The sequence below is a fragment of the Pseudomonas sp. G(2018) genome (assembly GCF_005502415.1).
GTDB lineage: Bacteria > Pseudomonadota > Gammaproteobacteria > Pseudomonadales > Pseudomonadaceae > Aquipseudomonas.
This window is the reverse complement of the sequence record NZ_SCOO01000008.1, coordinates 26,955-46,436: the sequence shown is the minus strand read 5'-3', so window position 1 is coordinate 46,436 and position 19,482 is coordinate 26,955. Positions and strand designations below refer to the sequence as shown.

The window sequence follows — 19,482 nt, the reverse complement described above, 5'->3', positions numbered from 1 at the left end:
CAGACGGCATGGATATCGACTGACACTCTCTTTTCGCGAGCAGGCCCGCTCCCACATTGGATCGGCGCCAACCTTTACGGAGTACGGTTACGCCGCGTTTCGATGATGTTCGGCAATTGGGAAATCCGCCCCAGCAACCGCCCCAGCGCATCCAGCCCCGGAATCTCGATGGTCAGGGACATCAACGCGGTGTTGTCTTCCTTGTTCGAGCGGGTGTTGACCGCCAGCACGTTGATCCGCTCGTTGAGCAGCACCTGGGAAACGTCACGCAGCAGTCCCGAACGATCGTAGGCGCGGATGATGATGTCCACCGGATAGGTGAGTACCGGCACCGGTCCCCAACTGACCTGGATGATCCGCTCCGGCTCGCGCCCGGTCAGTTGCAGCACCGAGGCGCAATCCTGGCGGTGAATGCTCACGCCACGGCCCTGGGTGATGTAACCGACGATCGCATCCCCCGGCAGCGGCTGGCAGCAGCCCGCCATCTGGGTCATCAGATTGCCGACGCCCTGGATCTGGATGTCGCCACGCTTGCCCGGCTTGTAACCGGTGGCCTTGCGCGGAATCAGTTCCAGCTGTTCATTGCCGCGTTCCGGTTCGACCAGTTGCTGCGCCAGGTTGACCAGTTGCGCCAGGCGCAAGTCACCGGCACCGAGCGCGGCAAACATGTCCTCGGCGGTTTTCATGTTGGCTTTGTCGGCCAGCTTGTCGAAATCCACCGCCGGCAGGCCGAGGCGATTGAGCTCACGCTCAAGCAGGGTTTTACCGGCAGCAACGTTCTGGTCGCGCGCCTGCAACTTGAACCAGTGAACGATCTTCGCCCGTGCCCGCGAGGTGGTGACGTAACCCAGGTTCGGGTTCAGCCAGTCGCGGCTCGGAGTGCCGTGCTTACTGGTGATGATCTCGACCTGTTCACCGGTTTGCAGGCTGTAGTTGAGCGGCACGATGCGCCCGTTGATCTTGGCGCCGCGGCAGTTGTGACCGATTTCGGTGTGCACGCGGTAGGCGAAGTCCAGCGGCGTCGCCCCCTTCGGCAGGTCGATGGCGTGACCGTCCGGGGTGAAGATGTAGACGCGATCGGGTTCGATATCGACCCGCAGCTGTTCCGCCAGACCACCAATGTCGCCCAGCTCTTCATGCCACTCGAGTACCTGACGCAGCCAGGAAATCTTCTCTTCGTAGTGATTGGAGCCGGACTTGACGTCGGTACCCTTGTAGCGCCAATGCGCGCAAACGCCCAGCTCCGCTTCCTCGTGCATCGCGTGGGTACGGATCTGCACTTCCAGCACCTTGCCCTCGGGTCCGATCACCGCCGTGTGCAACGAGCGGTAGCCGTTCTCTTTCGGGTTGGCGATGTAGTCGTCGAACTCTTTGGGGATGTGCCGCCATAAGGTGTGGACGATGCCGAGCGCGGTGTAGCAGTCGCGCATTTCCGGCACCAGCACGCGAACGGCACGCACGTCGTAGATCTGGCTGAACTCCAGACCTTTGCGCTGCATTTTGCGCCAGATCGAATAGATGTGTTTGGCCCGGCCGCTGATGTCGGCCTCGACACCGGTGGCCTGCAGTTCGTTTTTCAGTTGGCTCATCACGTCGCTGATGAAGCGCTCGCGATCCAGTCGCCGCTCGTGGAGCAACTTGGCGATCTGCTTGTACTGGTCGGGCTCCAGGTAACGGAAGGACAAGTCCTCCAGCTCCCATTTGATGTGACCGATACCCAGGCGATGGGCCAGTGGCGCGTAAATGTCGAACACTTCGCGGGCCACACGGTTGCGCTTTTCGTCATCGGCGGTTTTCACCGCACGGATCGCGCAGGTGCGTTCGGCCAGTTTGATCAGGGCGACGCGCACGTCGTCGACCATGGCCACCAGCATCTTGCGCAGGTTTTCCACCTGGCCCTGGGTGCCCAGCACCAAGGACTTACGGGGGCTCAGGCTGTCGCTGATCGCCGCCATGCGCTGCACGCCGTCGATGAGCTTGGCCACCACCGGACCGAAGCGCTGGCTGACCGCCGGCAACTGGATCTGGCCTTCACGCACACCCCGGTACAGGACCGCGGCGACCAGCGAATCCTGATCGAGCTTGAGGTCGGCGAGAATCTCGGCGATTTCAAGGCCGGTGCGGAAACTCGAGTTGCCTTCGGACCACAGATTCTTTGCCGCATTGGCTTGTTGTTCCGCCTCGCGAGCGTACTCGCAGGCTTCCTTCAAGGCTTCGCGATCCAGTGCCAGATCGACAGTGACCGCATGATCGAGCCAAGCCTCGAGATTGATACTGCCGTCGGTGTTGATCGGCTGGTGTGCTCTCACCTGTACCATCTTGCTTACCTTCCCTACGACGCAGATTCAATGCGTCAGAATCGCTGACCTTCATTGCCCGTGAGCCCACGTCGGGCTGGTACGCGGCTGCACGGACAGGTCAGTCGGACCAGACGAGCCTTCCTAGCTCGCTTCAAATAACGCCATGGCTTCGACATGCGCCGTTTGAGGAAACATATCGAGAATCCCGGCACGTTTTAACCGGTAGCCCTGCTTGATCAATTCGACCGTGTCGCGCGCCAGAGTTGCCGGGTTGCACGACACATACACCAACCGTTCGGCGCCCAGGGACTTGAGCTTGCGCACCACCTCGAAAGCACCGTCACGCGGTGGGTCCAAGAGTACCGCAGAAAAGCCTTCACGCGCCCATTCGGCATCGGTCAGAGGCTGGGATAAATCGGCCTGAAAAAACTTCGCATTATTCAGATTGTTGCTGATGGCATTCGCGGCTGCCCGCTCGACCATCACCTCCACGCCTTCCACCGCCACCACTTCACGAACGGCCTGGGCCAGCGGCAAGGCAAAGTTGCCCAGGCCACAGAACAGATCGAGTACTCGCTCATCCGCCGTCGGTTTCAACCAGTCCAGAGCCTGGGCCACCATGGCTTCGTTGACCCCCGCATTGACCTGGACGAAATCTCCGGGTCGATACGCCAACTCCAGGTTCCACTGTTCCAGACGATAGCCCAAGGATTGATCGGCTTCGACCGGTTGCGGCTCGCCATCGCCGTGCAGCCACAACTGGGCTTCATGGAACGCGCAAAAATCCTTGAGGATGGTCATGTCACTTTCGGACAGCGGCGCCATGTGTCGCAGCAAGACCGCCAGCGATGAACCGCTGAACAACTCCACGTGCCCAAGCGCCTGGGGTTTGCTCAAGCGCCGCAGCATCTCCGGCAAGCGGGTCATGATGGGTTGCAAGGGCTGTACCAGCACCGGGCATTCATCGATGGCAACGATGTCCTGGCTGCCAGCGGCACGGAAACCGACTTCGAGTTTTTTCGCCTTCATGTCCCAGCGCACCGCTACCCGGGCGCGACGACGGTAAGCGAATTCCGGACCGCTCAAAGGCGCCGCCCATTCTTCGGGCTCGACACCGGCGACCCGGGTCAATTGCTCGGCGAGCATGCGCTGTTTCAGGGCGAGCTGTTCACTGTGAGGCAAATGTTGCACGCTGCAACCGCCGCAGCGACCGGCATGGGCACACGGCGCCGGGCGACGCAGTTCGCTGGCCTTGAACACCCGCTCGGTGCGCGCCTCGACCACTTTGCCATGGGCACCGAGTACGCGCGCCTCGATTTCCTCACCGGCCAACGCGCCGATGACGAACCAGGTACGCCCTTCGAAAAACGCGATACCACGACCGTCATTGGCCAGGCGCTCGATGGTCAGGCGCTGCTTTTTGCCGGTCGGGACTTGCGGGGCCTTGCTGCCGCCGGTGGGCTGGAAGCGCAGGCCTCTCTCATGTTTGGCCATCAGTTGGGCGCGTCGAAAATGCCGGTCGACAGGTAACGGTCGCCACGGTCGCAGATGATCGCGACGATCACCGCGTTTTCAACTTCCTTGGACAGACGCAACATGGCGGCCACCGCACCACCCGACGAGACACCGCAGAAGATGCCTTCTTCGCGGGCCAGTCGACGGGTCACGTCTTCGGCTTCGCTCTGGGCCATGTCAACGATGCGATCCACGCGGTCGGCCTGATAGATTTTCGGCAGGTATTCCTGGGGCCAGCGACGGATACCCGGAATCGCCGAACCTTCCATGGGTTGCAGACCGATGATCTGTACGTTTTCGTTCTGCTCTTTCAAGTAGCGCGAAACGCCCATGATGGTACCGGTGGTGCCCATGGAGCTGACGAAATGGGTGATGGTGCCTTCGGTCTGACGCCAGATTTCCGGGCCGGTGGTGGTGTAGTGTGCTTCGGGGTTGTCACCGTTGGCGAACTGGTCCAGCACCTTGCCGCGACCTTCGGCTTCCATCTTCTGCGCGAGGTCTCGGGCGCCTTCCATGCCTTGTTCCTGGCTGACCAGTATCAGCTCGGCACCGTAAGCGGTCATGGCGGCCTTGCGTTCGGCACTGGAGTTGTCCGGCATGATCAGGATCATCTTGTAACCCTTGATCGCGGCGGCCATGGCCAGGGCGATCCCGGTATTACCCGAGGTCGCTTCGATCAGCGTATCGCCGACGTGGATCTGCCCGCGCAACTCGGCACGGGTGATCATCGACAGCGCCGGACGGTCCTTGACCGAACCCGCCGGGTTGTTCCCTTCGAGCTTGAGCAAAAGGGTGTTGCTGGTTTCGCCGGGCAGGCGCTGCAAACGGACCAGCGGAGTGTTGCCGACGCAATCGGCGATGGTTGGGTACTGCAAGGTCATGGCGTATTCGCAATCCAGACTGCGGGGGCGCCTATCATACCGGCAAACCTCGCAAGCCCATATCACGCAAAGTGTGGTGCTTATGGTTTATGGGAATAAGCGGCTGATTCAGCCCTTTCCTGTCTGTCCCCGATGCAGAACCGTTTCGGCGTGGGCGGTGGGCAGGTCGAGAAACTCGACCATGTAGGCGTCACGGAATATCTCAAGTGCTGAGGGGTGAGTTTGTTTCAGAACTGCGGAGACTTTTGCCGGCTCGGTCACGCTGCGTTCAAACCGCGCGGCCTTGAACTGGCGTTCCAGCTCGCGCTTCGACCATTTCTCCTGAACGGCCATTCGCAGATAGATCTCGCGCTCTTCTGGCCGTTTGCATTGTCCGAAGATGATCAAATTGTGTGACCAGGATAATTGTCGCGCCAGTGGTGCGACTTTTAATTCGGTGCGGTAGGTCTCATAAAACTGACGCATGCGGAACAAATTCGACCGGGTAAAACCACGCAGCCCCGGTTGAGTCTGAGCCAGATGCTCGGCCAGTTGACCGATCACGGCATCGCCCCATTCGGATTTATCCAGCTTGCGGCTGATATAAGCACCAACCTGCCAGTACAACTCGATCAGTTACGTATTCACCGCCTGCATGGCCTGTCGTCTGGCGCTTTGAATCAGTGCAAGCACTTCATTGAAACGGTCGTCGGTTGTACTGCCGGGCGCCTGGGGTACAGTCATGCTTGACTCCTTGAACATGAGTAAAAGCGTGAGCTTAAACCGCCAAGGATGTTTGAAATGACCGGTGATACCCTTTGGGAAAAGTCGTACAGAATCTCGGGAACGCTCTGGCAAAATCAGAGCGGTCGTTGTTGGGTGGGCCGCGAGCAGGCTCGCTTCCACCGGGATCGGGGTCGGTCACGTAATCTGCGGGCAACCAATGTCCATGGTGGGAGCGAGCCTGCTCGCGAAGGCGTCATCCGCCACCAACCGCATATTCATCCGCAACCCGCTCCCGGTGTTTTCAGCCCAAAGCCTGCCGCGCTGACGCTGCACCGCATTCCTCGCAATACTCAAGCCCAAGCCAAAACCACCATCCCCTGGCCGTGAGCCATCGAGACGGGTGAAGGGCAGGAAAATCCGCTCCAGATCATCTTCCGCCACACCGCCGCCCTGATCTTCCAGCCACAAATGCCAGTATTTGCCATCACGTCGACCACCCAGCGTGACCACGCCGCCCTCGGGTGAATGTCGAATCGCGTTGCGCAGCATGTTTTCCAGAGCCTGGGCTAGGGTATTGAGATGGCCGCGGACCCAGCACGAAGAATCCACCGAACACTGCAATTGCCCTTGCGGCCAGCAACTTTCATAACACGCGTTTTCGGTGAGCATCTCCCACAGGGCCTGGACCTGAATCGCTTCGTCGGGCAAACGGGTACGCTCGGTGTCGAGCCAGGCCAATTGCAGCGTGTCCTCCACCAGCCGTTGCATACCATCGACTTCGCGGCCGATGCGCTCGCGCAAGGCGGCCAGCCCCTGCTCGCTTTCACTGGCCACCCGCAGGCGACTCAGCGGCGTGCGCAACTCATGGGACAGGTCGCGCAGCAGTTGCTGTTGCAAGGCGACGGTACTTTGCAGGCGCTCGGACATGTGATCGAACGCCCTGCCCAGCTCACCCAATTCATCGGAACGGTTGGTCGTGCGACTCGACAACCGCACATTCAACTGATCGACGCGCCAGGCATTGGCCTGGGCGCGCAGGTGGTTAAGCGGTACCACCAGTAAACGATAGAGGCCGACGCAGAGTAACAAGGTGAATAGCCCTGGAATCACACCGTTAGTGATCACGCGCCAGAACACCCGATAGTGCCCGGGTACAAAACGTTCGGGCAGCTCGATCACCAGGCTGCCAGCAGACGAGTCACCAGGAAACGGTACACGCATCCATGGCCGGCCTTTTTTGTGGATAGGCCAATCCAGGCCCCGTAGAAAGGTCAGGCGCTCGATTTCCTTGTCCGTCAGCGTATAGCTGCTCAACGACTGTAAATCACCACCAATGACACCCACCCAACCCGTTTCGCGGTGGCGCATGCTCTGCAGCCAGTTATCGACGCCCTCCTGCTGGCGCTGCCGCCACGCTTGTTCGGCCTCGGCGGCATAGCGCGTCAAGGTGCCGCGCGCTGCATCGGATAGAAATTGGTTGCGCTTTTCCATGTAGCGTCCCCAGGACCAACTCAGCCAGATCATCAGCAGACAGAACGCCACCAGCAGACAGGCCAGCTTCCAGAACAGCGAATGTCGCCCCGGCAACTTACATTTCATCGCCGGCACTCAGGATGTAACCCTTGCCCCACACCGTGCGCACTTCGCGTTCGGTATAGTCGATGGCCTTGAGCTTGCGACGGATCTGGCTGATGTGCATGTCCAGACTGCGGTCATGGGCCGCGTAGCCACGTTGCAACACATGCTGATAAAGGAAGGCTTTGCTCAACACTTCATCACCGTTGCGGTTCAGGGTTTCCAGCAGCCGATACTCACTGCGGGTCAGGCCGGCCGCCTGCTCGCCATAGAAAACCTCGAACAGCTCATCGTCGAAATGCAGACTGTCCGCCACCGGAGCAATGGCTACCGGCGTCGGCCGACGATCCAGCGCGACCCGGCGCAGAATCGCTTCGATGCGCACCCGCAACTCGACCATGCTGAAAGGCTTGGGCAGGTAATCATCGGCCCCCAGGCGAAAGCCACTGATGCGATCCGCCTCGGCACCGAGCGCCGACATCAGCAGCACCGGGGTGGAATGGCTCTGGCGCAGTTGCGTCAACACAGAAAGCCCGTCCAGGCCAGGTAGCAGGATGTCCATCAGCACCACATCGAAGGCTTGCTGGCGGGCAGCGTCCAGGCCTTCCTGTCCGTTCTGGCACCAGGTCACCTGAAAGCCGCTACGCCCCAGATGCTCATGAACATAGGCACCAAGTACGAGGTCGTCTTCGATGGAAAGGATGCGGGGATGGCGGGCAGCGATGGGAGTCATGAGTATCTGCAAATAATTCTCAGTTGACAATTATTCAAGATTGCGCGGCACAGGGCAACACAAGGGTTTGTCCCGCGCGCAAAAGTGTCGAACCGACCGACGAATGACGACTTCAATTTTACGAGGATTGCCCGCCTGCAAATCGCTACACTGCGCAAGTGGCGCGTGCGGGACGCATGTGCAGGTCTATCGATCGCTGGATGCAGGAGAGATGCGTGCTCAAGAAACTGGGAATTAAAGGTCGCGTGCTGTTGCTGACCCTGTTGCCGACCAGCCTGATGGCATTGGTCCTGGGTGGCTATTTTACCTGGATGCAGCAATCCGACCTGCAAGCCCAACTCATGCAACGCGGCGAAATGATCGCCGAGCAACTGGCGCCGCTGGTGGCGCCGGCCATGGGGCACAAAAATAACGAGCTGCTGGAGCGGATTGCCACCGAGTCCCTGGAACAACCGGATGTGCGTGCCGTGACCTTCCTCGCGCCTGACCGCTCGCTGCTGGCCCACGCCGGCCCCATCATGCTCAACCGGGCGCCACTGGGTGATGGCTCACAGATGCTGCGCCGCAGTGGCAATGATGCAACGCGTTATTTGCTGCCCGTGTTCGGTAAACACCGCAATCTGGCGGGCGACGTGATTCCCGATGAAGCCGACCGCCTGCTGGGCTGGGTCGAACTCGAACTGTCCCACAACGGCATGCTGCTACGCGGTTACCGTAGCCTGTTCGCCAGCCTGCTGATGATCTTCGCAGGTTTGGGGGGCGCGGCGCTGCTGGCGTTGCGCATGGGTCGCACGATCAATCGCCCCTTGAGCCAGATCAAACAAGCCGTGGCGCAGCTCAAGGACGGCCATCTGGAAACCCGCCTGCCGCCCCTCGGCAGCCAGGAACTGGATGAACTGGCGTCCGGCATCAACCGCATGGCTGGCACCTTGCAGAACGCCCAGGAAGAATTGCAGCACAGCATCGACCAGGCCACCGAAGATGTGCGCCAGAACCTGGAAACCATCGAGATCCAGAACATCGAGCTTGACCTGGCGCGCAAGGAAGCCCTGGAGGCGAGCCGGATCAAGTCCGAATTCCTCGCCAACATGAGTCATGAAATCCGCACACCACTCAACGGCATTCTCGGCTTCACCCACCTGCTGCAAAAAAGCGAGCTGACCCCGCGCCAACTCGACTATCTGGGCACCATCGAAAAGTCCGCTGACAGCCTGCTGGGAATCATCAACGAGATTCTCGACTTCTCGAAAATCGAGGCCGGCAAACTGGTACTCGATCATATTCCGTTCAACCTGCGCGACCTGCTGCAAGACACGCTGACCATCCTCGCCCCGGCCGCTCACGCCAAACAGCTGGAGCTGGTGAGCCTGGTTTACCGCGACACGCCGCTGTCGCTGGTGGGTGATCCGCTGCGGCTCAAACAGATCCTCACCAACCTGGTCAGCAACGCAATCAAGTTCACCCGCGAAGGCACCATCGTTGCCCGCGCCATGCTCGAAGAAGAACACGAAGACAGCGTGCAACTGCGCATCAGCATCCAGGACACCGGCATCGGCCTGTCGAACCAGGACGTGCGCGCGCTGTTCCAGGCGTTCAGCCAGGCCGACAACTCGCTGTCCCGGCAACCCGGCGGCACAGGTCTGGGGCTGGTGATTTCCAAACGGCTGATCGAACAAATGGGCGGTGAGATTGGTGTCGACAGCACGCCGGGCGAAGGTTCGGAGTTCTGGATCAGCCTGAGCCTGCCCAAAACCCGCGACGATACTGAAGACCTGCCCGGTCCGCCGTTGTCCGGGCGCCGCGTGGCGTTACTGGAAAACCACGAACTGGCCCGCCAGGCGCTGCAGCACCAATTGGAAGACTGCGGCCTGGCTGTCACCCCGTTCACAAACCTGGAAAGCCTGACCAACGGCGTGACCGTCGCCCATCAGACCGATCAGGCGATCGACCTGGCGGTGCTGGGTGTCACCAGTAACGACATGCCGCCGGAGCGCCTCAACCAGTACATCTGGGACCTCGAACACCTGGGCTGCAAAGTGCTGGTGCTGTGCCCGACCACGGAACAGACGCTGTTTCACCTCTCGGTGCCCAACCCTCACAGCCAGCTCCAGGCCAAACCGGCCTGCACGCGCAAGTTGCGGCGTGCGCTGTCCGATCTGGTCAACCCGCGCCAGCCCCGCAACGAACCCGGTGAACCGGTCTCGAGCCGCGCACCGAAAGTGCTGTGCGTCGACGACAACCCGGCCAACCTGCTGTTGGTGCAAACCCTGCTCGAAGACATGGGGGCCAAAGTACTTGCAGTGGAAAGCGGTTACGCCGCCGTCAAGGCGGTACAGAGCGAAACCTTCGATCTGGTATTGATGGATGTGCAGATGCCCGGCATGGACGGACGCCAGAGTACCGAAACGATCCGCCAGTGGGAAAGCGAACGGCATTGCACGCCGCTGCCGATCGTCGCCCTGACCGCCCACGCCATGGCCAACGAAAAACGTGCACTGCTGCAAAGTGGCATGGACGACTACCTGACCAAGCCGATCAGCGAGCGGCAACTGGCCCAAGTGGTATTGAAATGGAGCGGCCTGGCGTTGCGCAACCAGAGCCCGGAGCGCTCAGGTTACAGCCACGGCGGCGCTTATGAGCTGCAGGTGCTGGATCATGAGGAAGGTTTGCGCCTGGCCGCCGGCAAGGCCGATCTGGCCGCGGACATGTTGGCGATGTTGCTGGCATCGCTGGAGGCCGATCGCGAAGCGATCCGCCAGGCGCAGGAAAGCCACGACCACAATGCCTTGATCGAACGGGTTCATCGCCTGCATGGCGCCACCCGCTATTGCGGCGTGCCGCAATTGCGCGCCGCCTGCCAACGCAGCGAAACCCTGCTCAAGCAGCAAGACCCGAAAGCCTTCGGTGCCCTCGAAGAACTCGACCGGGCGATCAATCGCCTCGCCGCGCAGGCGCGTATCAATGCTTGATATGGCGCAATGGCACTGTGAGTACCAGGCGCTAAGCTCACCACAATCCCTGTGGGAGCTGGCTCGCCGGCGAAGGGCCACTCAAATTCTGCGTTGTTCTTGAGGTTACCTTCTCTGGCAAGCCAGCTCCCACAGGGTTGGCGGTAGCCTTCAAGACTCACTCTCCAGGAGGACAACATGCGCACGATTCTTTTCAGCAGTCAGACCTACGACCGCGACAGTTTCCTCGCCGCCGACCTGCCGGCCGGCATCGAACTGCACTTTCAAGCCGCGCGACTGAGCCTGGATACGGTAGCGTTGGCGGAACATCACGAGGTGGTCTGCGCCTTCATCAATGACGACCTCGGCGCCCCGGTACTCGAACGCCTGGCTGCCGGCGGCACACGCCTGATCGCCCTGCGCTCGGCCGGTTACAATCATGTCGACCTGGCGGCGGCGAAACGCCTGGGGCTGGCGGTTGTGCGCGTCCCGGCCTACTCGCCCCATGCCGTGGCCGAGCATGCGGTAGCGCTGATCCTGGCGCTGAACCGCCGTTTGCATCGAGCCTACAACCGTACCCGCGAAGGTGATTTCAGTTTGCATGGGCTGACCGGTTTCGACTTGGTGGGCAAGACGGTCGGCGTGGTCGGCACCGGGCAGATCGGCGCGACCTTCGCCAAAATCATGAACGGATTCGGTTGCCGGTTGCTGGCCTACGATCCTTACCCGAACCCGCAGGTCGAAGCCCTGGGTGCGCGCTATTTGAGCTTGCCGCAATTGCTGGCCGAATCGCAGATCATCAGCCTGCACTGCCCGCTCAACGAACAGAGCAAACATTTGATCAACCGCGAATCGCTAGCGCACATGCAACCGGGCGCGATGTTGATCAACACCGGCCGCGGCGGCCTGGTGGACACGCCCGCGCTGATCGACGCCTTGAAGGAGGGCCAGCTCGGCTATCTGGGGCTGGACGTGTATGAAGAAGAGGCACAGTTGTTCTTCGAGGACCGTTCCGACCTGCCCTTGCAGGACGATGTACTCGCGCGACTGCTGACCTTCCCCAATGTCATTGTCACCGCGCACCAGGCCTTCCTGACCAGCGAAGCCCTGGGTGCGATTGCTGCGACCACCTTGCACAACATCGCGGCCTGGAGGGCGGGCAAGCCCGAGAATCGTGTAGAGGGCGACTGAACCTGATCGAAGGTCATCTACCCGCGCCATGCTGCGCGTATGCCCGTGCTAGCATATCGCGCATATTTGGAGGACCCATGGTCGAACACGATTTCCGCTACAGCCTGATGAACCCGCAACACACCCTCACCGAATGCCGCGCCCTGGTGCCGGGGCGCTATCAAGTCACCGGCAACGGCGGCTCGATTCGCAACAATGACGTGCTGGTCGTGACCCTCAAGGGCGCCAAGGACTTGTCCATGCGCTTGACCGTCGAAACGGTTCGTCACTTGATCAATCCGCCCGGCCAATGGGTCGCGGTGGCCAGTGGTCCGGTGTTCGGCGAACTGGCGATCCATACGTGGAAAGTGAACTGCGACAGCTGCGCCAAGGAGCTGAGCTTCGAGTTCGCGGTCGATGCCAAACTGGGCAACAAGGCCGAAAAGCCTGCCGCCACCGCGCGGATTGCCGAGTTGGGCTGGAGTACCGTCGGCGAGAATCACCTGTGCCCGAAATGCCAGGAGCCCGCGTGATGAAACGCCTCGCTCTGGCCGGCATGGTCGGTGCCAGCCTGCTGGGTTGCGCCGCCGAGCCTGTGCAATTGCAACAAAACCGCAGCTACATCCTGGAGTGGATCGGCGAACGGCCATTGATGGATTACAGCCACCTGACCATCACGCTCGATGAGGACGGTCGCGCCTACGGTAGCGGCGGGTGCAACCATTGGTTTGCGCCGTATACCCTGGAAGGCAGCAAGCTGAGCTTCGGCAAGGTCGGCAGCACCCGCAAACTCTGCGCCCCGGCGCTGATGGAGCAGGAAAAACGCTTCCTTCAGGCCCTGGAAAACGTGCAGCGCTGGGACGTTTCATCGATCAACCAGATGCGCTTCTGGCCGGCTGAAGGCAAGCCGCTGCGCTGGTGGCTTGAAGAGGGTTAACCCCCCGATTCATGTAGGAGTACAGCTTGCTGGCGATGGCGTCCTTGAGATCGCCATCGCCAGCAAGCTGTGTTCCTACAGAGACTGCGATCGTTTGACTCAATTCTTAGCCTGCAGCGCCTCCAGCTTCGCCATCACCCCCGCCGCCGTCTGCTCGCCCATCAACTGTTCCCGCACCTTGCCCTTGTTATCGATGATGTAGGTCACCGGCAATGCCTCACTGCGCGGCAGTTCGAACAGCTCGGCAGGGTCCTGCGCCAGCACGGTGAACTTGATCCCGAGTTTCTCGCTGGCGCTTTTCAGCTCTTCGCCCTGCACATTGTCGAAGTTGACCCCGAACACACCGATTTTCCTGTCCTTGAGCTGCTCGGCCAACGCGTTCAATTCCGGGATCTCGGTCCGGCACGGGCCGCACCATTCGGCCCAGTAATTGAGTACCAGCCATTGTTTGTCCAGACGCTCTGCAGCGACTTTCTGTCCGCTCTGATCGATCCCGTAGTCGTTACCGCAGCCCCCCAGCATCAACGTTCCGATGATCGTCAATGCCGCTGCCAGTCGCCTAGTCATGTCGTGTTCCTTGTCAAAAATTGAATGCGCCTGCGACCCATCGCCTCCCGAGGTTCTGGATTACGCGCTGCACAGTTAGAATAGCCGCCACCTTACGCAAGATGCGACCCGCTCATGACCGATCTGACGCTTTATCACAACCCGCGCTGCTCGAAATCCCGCGGTGCGCTCGAACTGCTCGAAGTCCGTGGCCTGACACCGACCGTGGTCCGCTACCTGGAAAACCCGCTGGACGCCACGCAAATCCAGAGCCTGCTGACCAAGCTGGGCATCAGCGCCCGACAATTGCTGCGCACTGGCGAGGACGAGTACAAAACCCTCAACCTGGCCGACAGCAGCCTGAGCGAGGCGCAATTGATCGCCGCCATCGCCGCTCACCCGAAACTCATGGAGCGACCGATTCTCGAAGTCGGCGACAAAGCCGTCATCGGCCGTCCACCGGAGCAAATCCTGGAGCTGTTGCCGTGAGCGCGCCGTACATTCTGGTGCTGTATTACAGCCGCAGCGGCGCAACCAATGAAATGGCCCGGCAGATTGCCCGTGGCGTGGAACAGGCGGGGCTTGAAGCGCGTTTGCGCACCGTGCCGGCGATTTCCACCGAATGCGAAGCCGTGGCGCCGGATATTCCGGACGAAGGCGCGCTCTACGCCAGTCTCGACGACCTGAAAAACTGCGCTGGCCTGGCCCTGGGCAGTCCGACCCGCTTCGGCAACATGGCGGCGCCACTCAAGTATTTCCTCGACGGCACCAGCAACCTGTGGCTGACCGGCGCCCTGGTGGGCAAACCGGCCGGCGTGTTCACTTCCACCGCGAGCCTGCACGGCGGCCAGGAGACCACGTTGCTGTCGATGATGTTGCCGCTGCTGCACCACGGCATGTTGATCACCGGCCTGCCCTACAGCGAGTCGGCGCTCCTGGAAACCCAGGGTGGCGGCACGCCTTATGGCGCCAGCCACCACGCCGGTGCCGATGGCAAAAGCGGTCTGGATGCTCATGAAGTGGCGCTGTGCCGCGCACTGGGCATGCGCCTGGCCAAAACGGCGCAGAAACTGGAGGGTTGAGAGTGGCCAAGAAGCCGAAGATCCTGCCCGCCATCGAATGGCTTGAACCCCGTGTCCGGGCCATGCGCATCATCAGTCTGCTGTGTTTTTTCGGCCTGGTGGGGTTGCTGTGTATCTACTACCTGCTGGTAGCCGACCTGCACGGCGCCCGGCCATGGGTGATTTTGCTGATCGAGCTGGTGCCGTTGTTGTTGCTGGCACCTGGCATGATCATCGGCAGCCCGCGCGGGCATTCGTGGATGTGTTTTGTGGTGAACCTGTATTTCATCAAGGGCGCACTGGCCGCGTATGACCCGAACCGGCAGATGTTCGGTTTGCTGGAAATGGGGGCAAGCCTGGCGGTGTTCTGCTCGGCGCTGTTGTACGTGCGGTGGCGGTATCAGTTGAATCGCAAGTTGGCTGGCGAGGGTGAAATCTCCGTCGCCTGACAGATTGCAATCGCCAGCAGGCTGGCTCCCACATTGGATCTGTGCCGTACACAAGTCCCCTGTGGGAGCCAGCCTGCTGGCGATTGGACCTACTCGGTCTCAATGATTCACTGTATACGCGAGCATCATAGAGATCTGGCTCATCGGCCGTCCGCCACTTTCTGCATGCCACTGGTTGAACACGTCCTGCACCAACGCCAGGTCGCGCAGACTGCTCGGCACCTTGTCGATGATGTCCTGTCCATTCAACGCCGCCACCACGTCATAACTCGGCACGAAGGTGTCCTTGCCGACCATCCGCAGAAAACGCGGAGCCGACAGACCGCCCAATTGATGGCCACGCTTCTTCAGCACGGTCCACAACCCGACGATATCGGTCACCGGCCAATCGGCGATCATCGCGCCGAAGCTGCCCTGTTCATGGGCCACGTCCAGCACGAACTGCGCGTTACGCGGCACGCTCTTGAGCTTGCCCAGATGGCGGATGATCCGCGCGTCCTGCATCAGGCGCTCCAGGTGTTCGGCGCTCATCAGCACGACTTTCTCCGGGTCGAACTTGAAGAACACTTCTTCGAAAGCCGGCCACTTGGCGTCCACCAGGCTGTGCTTGAGACCCGCGCGAAACACACGCAGCGCCATGGTCGACAGGTAGCGATCGTCGGTAATGTCGCGCAATTGCGCCGCAGTCTTGGGAACGGGCAGATGGGCTTCCAGTTCAGTCGCCGAACCGAAGCGGTTCAAGCAGTATTCGTTCAGCCACTTGTAGTCGCGCATGCCCTCTCCTGAGGATTGAAAAATGAACGGCCAACCTTTAACAAAACCTGTGGGAGCCAGCCTGCTGGCGATGAAGGGGTGTCAGTCAACAATGATGTGTCTGACACTCCGCCATCGCCAGCAGGCTGGCTCCCACAATGATTGTGTTTAAAGGTTCACTACGTTGACGAAGCGCGAAGCCGCCGTTTCGTCGATCCTCAGGTTGGTGAAGTCGAACAAATTGCGGTCAGCCAATTGCGACGGAATCACATTCTGCAGGCTGCGGAAAATGCTCTCGGTACGGCCAGGGGTCTTGCGCTCCCAGTCTTGCAGCATTTCCTTGACCACCTGACGTTGCAGGTTTTCCTGGGAACCGCAGAGGTTGCACGGGATGATCGGGAATTGCTTGAGGTCCGAATAGGCCTGGATGTCTTTCTCGTTGCAGTAGGCCAGCGGCCGTATCACCACGTTGCGACCATCGTCGGCGCGCAATTTCGGCGGCATGGCCTTGAGCGAACCGTTGAAGAACATGTTCAGGAAGAAGGTCTCGACGATGTCGTCGCGATGGTGACCGAGCGCCATCTTGGTCGCACCGATTTCATCGGCGAAGGTGTAGAGCGTACCGCGACGCAGGCGCGAGCAGAGCGAACAGGTGGTCTTGCCTTCGGGAATCAGCTCCTTGACCACCGAGTAGGTGTCTTTCTCGACGATGTGGTACTCGATGCCCAGTTCCTTGAGGTAGGCCGGCAGCACGTGCTCCGGAAAGCCTGGCTGTTTCTGGTCCATGTTCACGGCCACGATCTCGAACTTGATCGGTGCGACCTTCTGCAAGTGCATCAGCACATCAAGCATGGTGTAGCTGTCCTTGCCACCGGACAGGCAGACCATGACCTTATCGCCGTCTTCAATCATGTTGAAGTCGGCGACAGCCTCACCGGCCTGACGGCGAAGGCGCTTTTGCAGTTTGTTCTGGTTGACCGTAAGAGTGCCCATGACGCGAAATCCGTGAGGTGTGACGAAAGGCGGGCATTTTACGCAAAAACCCTCCGGGGGCGAAGCGTCCTGACAGATTGCAGCCTTACAGACACAAGTGCGATTAAGCCAGCGCTTTACAGCGCAATTTGCTCTAAGCCCTACCACCTGTAGGGTTAACTCCTTCCTATACTGCGTCATAAGGTCGCAGACATAACCAGACCTATTACTGACTTGGCCAATTTGGCCCGTAGGCGCTCCACTGGGGGGCGACGGTAAAAACAAGAGGAGTGACTGGCATGATCCATCACGTAGTGGGGCTCTTCACCCACCCTGACCAGGAATGGAAAGAAATCCGTGGCGACCAGGAGGAAAGCATCAGCCACATGTACCTGACTCACACGCTGATTCTGGCGGCGATCCCTGCAGTATCGGCGTTTATCGGCACGACCCAGGTCGGTTGGGTCATCGGCAATCGAGCACCCGTGATGCTGACGATGGAAAGCGCACTCTGGATGTCGATTATGTCGTACCTGGCAATGCTTGGCGGCGTTGCGGTCATGGGCGCGTTCATTCACTGGATGGCCCGTACCTATGACGCCAACCCAAGCCTGGCCCGCTGCGTGGCGTTTGCGACTTATACCGCGACTCCGCTGTTCATTGGCGGCATAGCGGCGCTGTATCCGCACTTGTGGCTGGGGATGATCGTCGGCACCGCGGCGATCTGCTACACCGTCTACCTGTTGTACGTCGGGCTACCGACATTCATGAACATTCCATCGGACGAGGGATTCCTGTTTTCAAGCTCGGTACTCGCGGTAGGCCTGGTGGTGCTGGTGGCCATCATGGCGTTTACCGTGATTGTCTGGGGACTCGGCGTGGGGCCGGTCTATACCAATTAGCAACTCTTCACCCAAAAACTAGATCTGCCAACACAGGCCGCCGCAAGGCGGCCTTTCAATGCTTGAGCAACTGGAACGGCAACGACCATTCGGCACTTGAGCGATTCGCAAGGCCCGGAGGTTGCGGCATACTCGACGTCTCTGGAGATCCATCAAGCATGCCCGAGCAACTCAATACCCGCGTCGAAGACTGTTTCCAACAAGCTGAATCCTTTTTCAAACGACCTTTTAAACGCCCGGTGGTGAGCCTCAAGCTGCGCGGGCAAAAAGCCGGTGTCGCGCATTTGCACGAGAACCTGCTGCGCTTCAATCCGCAGTTGTACCGGGAAAATACCGAAGACTTCCTCAAGCAAACCGTGGCTCACGAAGTCGCGCACCTGATCGCCCATCAACTGTTCGGCGACCGTATCCAGCCCCATGGCGAAGAGTGGCAATTGATCATGCGTGGCGTGTACGAACTGCCGCCCAATCGCTGCCACACCTACGACGTCAAACGCCGCAGCGTGACCCGCTATATCTACAGATGCCCTTGCCCGGACAGCGATTTCCCGTTTTCAGCGCAGCGTCACGGGCTGGTGAGGCAGGGGCGGCGATATTTGTGTCGGCGGTGTCGCAGTACCTTGGTGTTCAGTGGGGAGATGAGGGTCGAGTAGTTGGACTTGTGGTGTTTGGGCTGGCCCCTTCGCGAGCAGGCTCGCTCCCACAGGGGCTGTCCAGTGCGACATGGATCCTTTGTGGGAGCGAGCCTGCTCGCGAAGACGGCCTGACAGGCGCTAGAGAATCACCTTGGCGCGCCGTAAACCCTCTATCCGCTCAGCACTGAACCCCAACTCCCCCAACACCTGATCCGTATGCTCCCCCAGCGCCGAACCAATATGCTTCGGCTCGGGCAAGCCATCGGAAAACTTCAATGGGCAAGCCATCTGCGCCTGCGTCGAGCCATCAGCGCGCGGCACGTCTGTCACCCGTTTGCGCGCCTGAAACTGCGGATGCCGCACCGCCTCCCCCAGACTCAATACTGGCTCGACACAGGCATCCAGCTCGGCAAACAAGGCGCACAGCTCAGTGAAATCATGCTTCTCGAACTCAACCCTCAGCGCGTCCTTGAGCTTTTTCTGCTGTGCCGGTTGAGGTGACAGCCCCAGGCTCGCCAGCTCTTCCACACCCAACGCCACACACAGCTGTTTCATGAAGCCCGGCTCCAGGCTGCCCACCGACAACCAGCGCCCATCCCGCGAACGGTAATAATCGTAGAAGCTGCCGCCATTGAGCATCTGGTCTTCCCGCCCCGGCTCGACGCCACAAGCCAGATACCCGGCACCGGCCATGGCGTTCAGGCTGAATGCGCAGTCGGTCATGCTCACATCCAGATGCTGCCCCTGCCCGGTCTGCTGCCGGGCAATCACTGCCGCCAACAGGCCGATGACCCCGTGCAGCGAACCACCGGCGACATCCGCCACCTGCGCGCCCAAGGGCAACGGTCCGCTGTCGGCGCGGCCGGTGTAGCTCGCTAGCCCGGCCAGCGCCAGGTAGTTGATGTCATGGCCCGCGCGGTCTTTGTAAGGACCGGTCTGGCCGTAGCCGGTGATCGACACATAAATGAGCCTGGGATTGATCGCCTTCAAGGCGTCATAACCCAGGCCCAAGCGCTCCATGACGCCGGGGCGAAACTGCTCCAGCACGATGTCGTAGTCCATGAGCAACTGCTTGATCACCTCCAGCGCCGCAGGCTGCTTGAGGTCCAGGGCCAGGCTGCGTTTGTTGCGATTGAGGTAGGCGTGGCTGGCCGATACGCCCTGATCGTGGGGCGGCAGCACGCGAACGAGGTCCATGCGGGATGGCGATTCGATGCGCAGCACCTCGGCGCCCATGTCCGCCAGCAACAACGAGGCGAACGGCCCCGGCAGCAGTGTCGAGAAATCCAGAACCTTGAGTGATGCCAGTGGACCGAGCATGAAAATTCTCCCCCTAAGATGCCCCCAGACTAGGCAGGCGAACGCGCTGGAGCAATCACCTTATGCGCCAGTGACGCTGA

18 protein-coding genes and 1 pseudogene are annotated in these 19,482 nt (G+C 60.5%); 9 read left to right on the top strand and 10 right to left on the bottom strand.

Going from position 1 to position 19,482, the window contains the following annotated elements:
* Window positions 1-74 precede the first annotated feature (74 nt).
* The 6 genes and pseudogenes from relA to FFS64_RS10515 all read right to left on the bottom strand — a co-directional run bounded on the left by relA (window position 75) and on the right by FFS64_RS10515 (window position 7,709).
* Complete coding sequence (relA, locus tag FFS64_RS10540) at window positions 75-2,318, bottom strand: GTP diphosphokinase (RefSeq protein ID WP_137805337.1); 2,244 nt, start codon at window positions 2,316-2,318, stop codon at window positions 75-77.
* A gap of 123 nt (window positions 2,319-2,441) precedes the next feature.
* Window positions 2,442-3,794 (bottom strand): 23S rRNA (uracil(1939)-C(5))-methyltransferase RlmD, encoded by a 1,353-nt coding sequence (gene rlmD, locus FFS64_RS10535; RefSeq protein ID WP_137805336.1) that lies wholly within the window; start codon window positions 3,792-3,794, stop codon window positions 2,442-2,444.
* Window positions 3,794-4,696, bottom strand: a complete 903-nt coding sequence (gene cysM, locus FFS64_RS10530) for a cysteine synthase CysM (RefSeq protein WP_137805335.1) — start codon at window positions 4,694-4,696, stop codon at window positions 3,794-3,796. Before cysM ends, rlmD begins: the two co-directional genes overlap by 1 nt.
* A gap of 126 nt (window positions 4,697-4,822) precedes the next feature.
* Window positions 4,823-5,419 (bottom strand): annotated as a pseudogene (locus tag FFS64_RS10525) (DUF1016 N-terminal domain-containing protein); the annotation flags it as partial.
* A gap of 177 nt (window positions 5,420-5,596) precedes the next feature.
* The gene (locus FFS64_RS10520; RefSeq protein WP_137805334.1) at window positions 5,597-7,000 is read right to left on the bottom strand and encodes a sensor histidine kinase; all 1,404 of its coding nucleotides are present in this window, start codon (window positions 6,998-7,000) and stop codon (window positions 5,597-5,599) included.
* Window positions 6,990-7,709: a response regulator transcription factor gene (locus tag FFS64_RS10515; RefSeq protein ID WP_137805333.1), complete on the bottom strand. Its 720-nt coding sequence runs from the start codon at window positions 7,707-7,709 to the stop codon at window positions 6,990-6,992. The genes FFS64_RS10520 and FFS64_RS10515 overlap by 11 nt, the downstream gene beginning before the upstream one ends.
* A gap of 215 nt (window positions 7,710-7,924) precedes the next feature.
* Here FFS64_RS10515 and FFS64_RS10510 point away from each other — a divergent pair, with 215 nt between their 5' ends.
* The 4 genes from FFS64_RS10510 (at window position 7,925) to FFS64_RS10495 (ending at window position 12,764) form a co-directional block, all read left to right on the top strand.
* Window positions 7,925-10,678 (top strand): response regulator, encoded by a 2,754-nt coding sequence (locus FFS64_RS10510; protein WP_137805332.1) that lies wholly within the window; start codon window positions 7,925-7,927, stop codon window positions 10,676-10,678.
* Window positions 10,679-10,855: 177 nt separating this feature from the next.
* Window positions 10,856-11,848, top strand: coding sequence for a 2-hydroxyacid dehydrogenase (locus FFS64_RS10505; RefSeq protein WP_137805331.1), 993 nt, complete (start codon window positions 10,856-10,858; stop codon window positions 11,846-11,848).
* A gap of 77 nt (window positions 11,849-11,925) precedes the next feature.
* Window positions 11,926-12,360 carry a hypothetical protein gene (locus FFS64_RS10500; RefSeq protein WP_137805330.1) on the top strand — a complete coding sequence of 145 codons (435 nt, stop codon included), beginning with the start codon at window positions 11,926-11,928 and terminating at the stop codon, window positions 12,358-12,360.
* Complete coding sequence (locus FFS64_RS10495; protein WP_137805329.1) at window positions 12,360-12,764, top strand: META domain-containing protein; 405 nt, start codon at window positions 12,360-12,362, stop codon at window positions 12,762-12,764. The genes FFS64_RS10500 and FFS64_RS10495 overlap by 1 nt, the downstream gene beginning before the upstream one ends.
* Window positions 12,765-12,863: 99 nt before the next feature.
* On the opposite strand, the gene FFS64_RS10490 is transcribed toward FFS64_RS10495, so the two are convergent.
* The gene (locus FFS64_RS10490; RefSeq protein WP_137805328.1) at window positions 12,864-13,331 is read right to left on the bottom strand and encodes a TlpA disulfide reductase family protein; all 468 of its coding nucleotides are present in this window, start codon (window positions 13,329-13,331) and stop codon (window positions 12,864-12,866) included.
* Between the two features lie 114 nt (window positions 13,332-13,445).
* On the opposite strand from FFS64_RS10490, the gene arsC reads away from it, so the two are divergent.
* From arsC to FFS64_RS10475, 3 genes are read left to right on the top strand one after another with little or no spacing between them, the layout of a single operon-like run.
* Window positions 13,446-13,799, top strand: a complete 354-nt coding sequence (arsC, locus tag FFS64_RS10485) for an arsenate reductase (glutaredoxin) (protein ID WP_137805327.1) — start codon at window positions 13,446-13,448, stop codon at window positions 13,797-13,799.
* On the top strand, window positions 13,796-14,392 hold the full coding sequence (gene wrbA, locus FFS64_RS10480) for an NAD(P)H:quinone oxidoreductase (RefSeq protein ID WP_137805326.1): 597 nt from the start codon (window positions 13,796-13,798) through the stop codon (window positions 14,390-14,392). Before arsC ends, wrbA begins: the two co-directional genes overlap by 4 nt.
* A 2-nt stretch (window positions 14,393-14,394) precedes the next feature.
* Complete coding sequence (locus FFS64_RS10475; protein WP_137805325.1) at window positions 14,395-14,820, top strand: DUF2069 domain-containing protein; 426 nt, start codon at window positions 14,395-14,397, stop codon at window positions 14,818-14,820.
* A gap of 99 nt (window positions 14,821-14,919) precedes the next feature.
* Here FFS64_RS10475 and FFS64_RS10470 read toward each other — a convergent pair whose 3' ends face one another.
* A complete protein-coding gene (locus tag FFS64_RS10470; protein WP_137805324.1) occupies window positions 14,920-15,594 on the bottom strand; it encodes a DNA-3-methyladenine glycosylase I in 675 nt (224 codons plus the stop codon).
* Window positions 15,595-15,741: 147 nt separating this feature from the next.
* Complete coding sequence (gene ttcA / locus FFS64_RS10465; RefSeq protein ID WP_137805323.1) at window positions 15,742-16,566, bottom strand: tRNA 2-thiocytidine(32) synthetase TtcA; 825 nt, start codon at window positions 16,564-16,566, stop codon at window positions 15,742-15,744.
* A gap of 278 nt (window positions 16,567-16,844) precedes the next feature.
* Here ttcA and FFS64_RS10460 point away from each other — a divergent pair, with 278 nt between their 5' ends.
* A complete protein-coding gene (locus FFS64_RS10460) occupies window positions 16,845-17,447 on the top strand; it encodes a Yip1 family protein (protein ID WP_095195786.1) in 603 nt (200 codons plus the stop codon).
* Window positions 17,448-17,605: 158 nt separating this feature from the next.
* Window positions 17,606-18,100 (top strand): SprT family zinc-dependent metalloprotease, encoded by a 495-nt coding sequence (locus FFS64_RS10455; protein WP_030131101.1) that lies wholly within the window; start codon window positions 17,606-17,608, stop codon window positions 18,098-18,100.
* 120 nt (window positions 18,101-18,220) lie between these two features.
* Here FFS64_RS10455 and FFS64_RS10450 read toward each other — a convergent pair whose 3' ends face one another.
* Window positions 18,221-19,402: a CaiB/BaiF CoA-transferase family protein gene (locus FFS64_RS10450; protein ID WP_137805322.1), complete on the bottom strand. Its 1,182-nt coding sequence runs from the start codon at window positions 19,400-19,402 to the stop codon at window positions 18,221-18,223.
* Between the last annotated feature and the right edge of the window lie 80 nt (window positions 19,403-19,482).

What these genes read in the sequence shown, in the direction of transcription:
- relA (WP_137805337.1), bottom strand. Translation starts at nt 2,318, where the DNA reads ATGGTACAGGTGAGAGCACACCAGCCGATCAACACCGACGGCAGTATC.
- rlmD (WP_137805336.1), bottom strand. Translation starts at nt 3,794, where the DNA reads ATGGCCAAACATGAGAGAGGCCTGCGCTTCCAGCCCACCGGCGGCAGC.
- cysM (WP_137805335.1), bottom strand. Translation starts at nt 4,696, where the DNA reads ATGACCTTGCAGTACCCAACCATCGCCGATTGCGTCGGCAACACTCCG.
- FFS64_RS10520 (WP_137805334.1), bottom strand. Translation starts at nt 7,000, where the DNA reads ATGAAATGTAAGTTGCCGGGGCGACATTCGCTGTTCTGGAAGCTGGCC.
- FFS64_RS10515 (WP_137805333.1), bottom strand. Translation starts at nt 7,709, where the DNA reads ATGACTCCCATCGCTGCCCGCCATCCCCGCATCCTTTCCATCGAAGAC.
- FFS64_RS10505 (WP_137805331.1), top strand. Translation starts at nt 10,856, where the DNA reads ATGCGCACGATTCTTTTCAGCAGTCAGACCTACGACCGCGACAGTTTC.
- FFS64_RS10500 (WP_137805330.1), top strand. Translation starts at nt 11,926, where the DNA reads ATGGTCGAACACGATTTCCGCTACAGCCTGATGAACCCGCAACACACC.
- FFS64_RS10495 (WP_137805329.1), top strand. Translation starts at nt 12,360, where the DNA reads ATGAAACGCCTCGCTCTGGCCGGCATGGTCGGTGCCAGCCTGCTGGGT.
- FFS64_RS10490 (WP_137805328.1), bottom strand. Translation starts at nt 13,331, where the DNA reads ATGACTAGGCGACTGGCAGCGGCATTGACGATCATCGGAACGTTGATG.
- arsC (WP_137805327.1), top strand. Translation starts at nt 13,446, where the DNA reads ATGACCGATCTGACGCTTTATCACAACCCGCGCTGCTCGAAATCCCGC.
- FFS64_RS10470 (WP_137805324.1), bottom strand. Translation starts at nt 15,594, where the DNA reads ATGCGCGACTACAAGTGGCTGAACGAATACTGCTTGAACCGCTTCGGT.
- ttcA (WP_137805323.1), bottom strand. Translation starts at nt 16,566, where the DNA reads ATGGGCACTCTTACGGTCAACCAGAACAAACTGCAAAAGCGCCTTCGC.
- FFS64_RS10460 (WP_095195786.1), top strand. Translation starts at nt 16,845, where the DNA reads ATGATCCATCACGTAGTGGGGCTCTTCACCCACCCTGACCAGGAATGG.
- FFS64_RS10455 (WP_030131101.1), top strand. Translation starts at nt 17,606, where the DNA reads ATGCCCGAGCAACTCAATACCCGCGTCGAAGACTGTTTCCAACAAGCT.
- FFS64_RS10450 (WP_137805322.1), bottom strand. Translation starts at nt 19,402, where the DNA reads ATGCTCGGTCCACTGGCATCACTCAAGGTTCTGGATTTCTCGACACTG.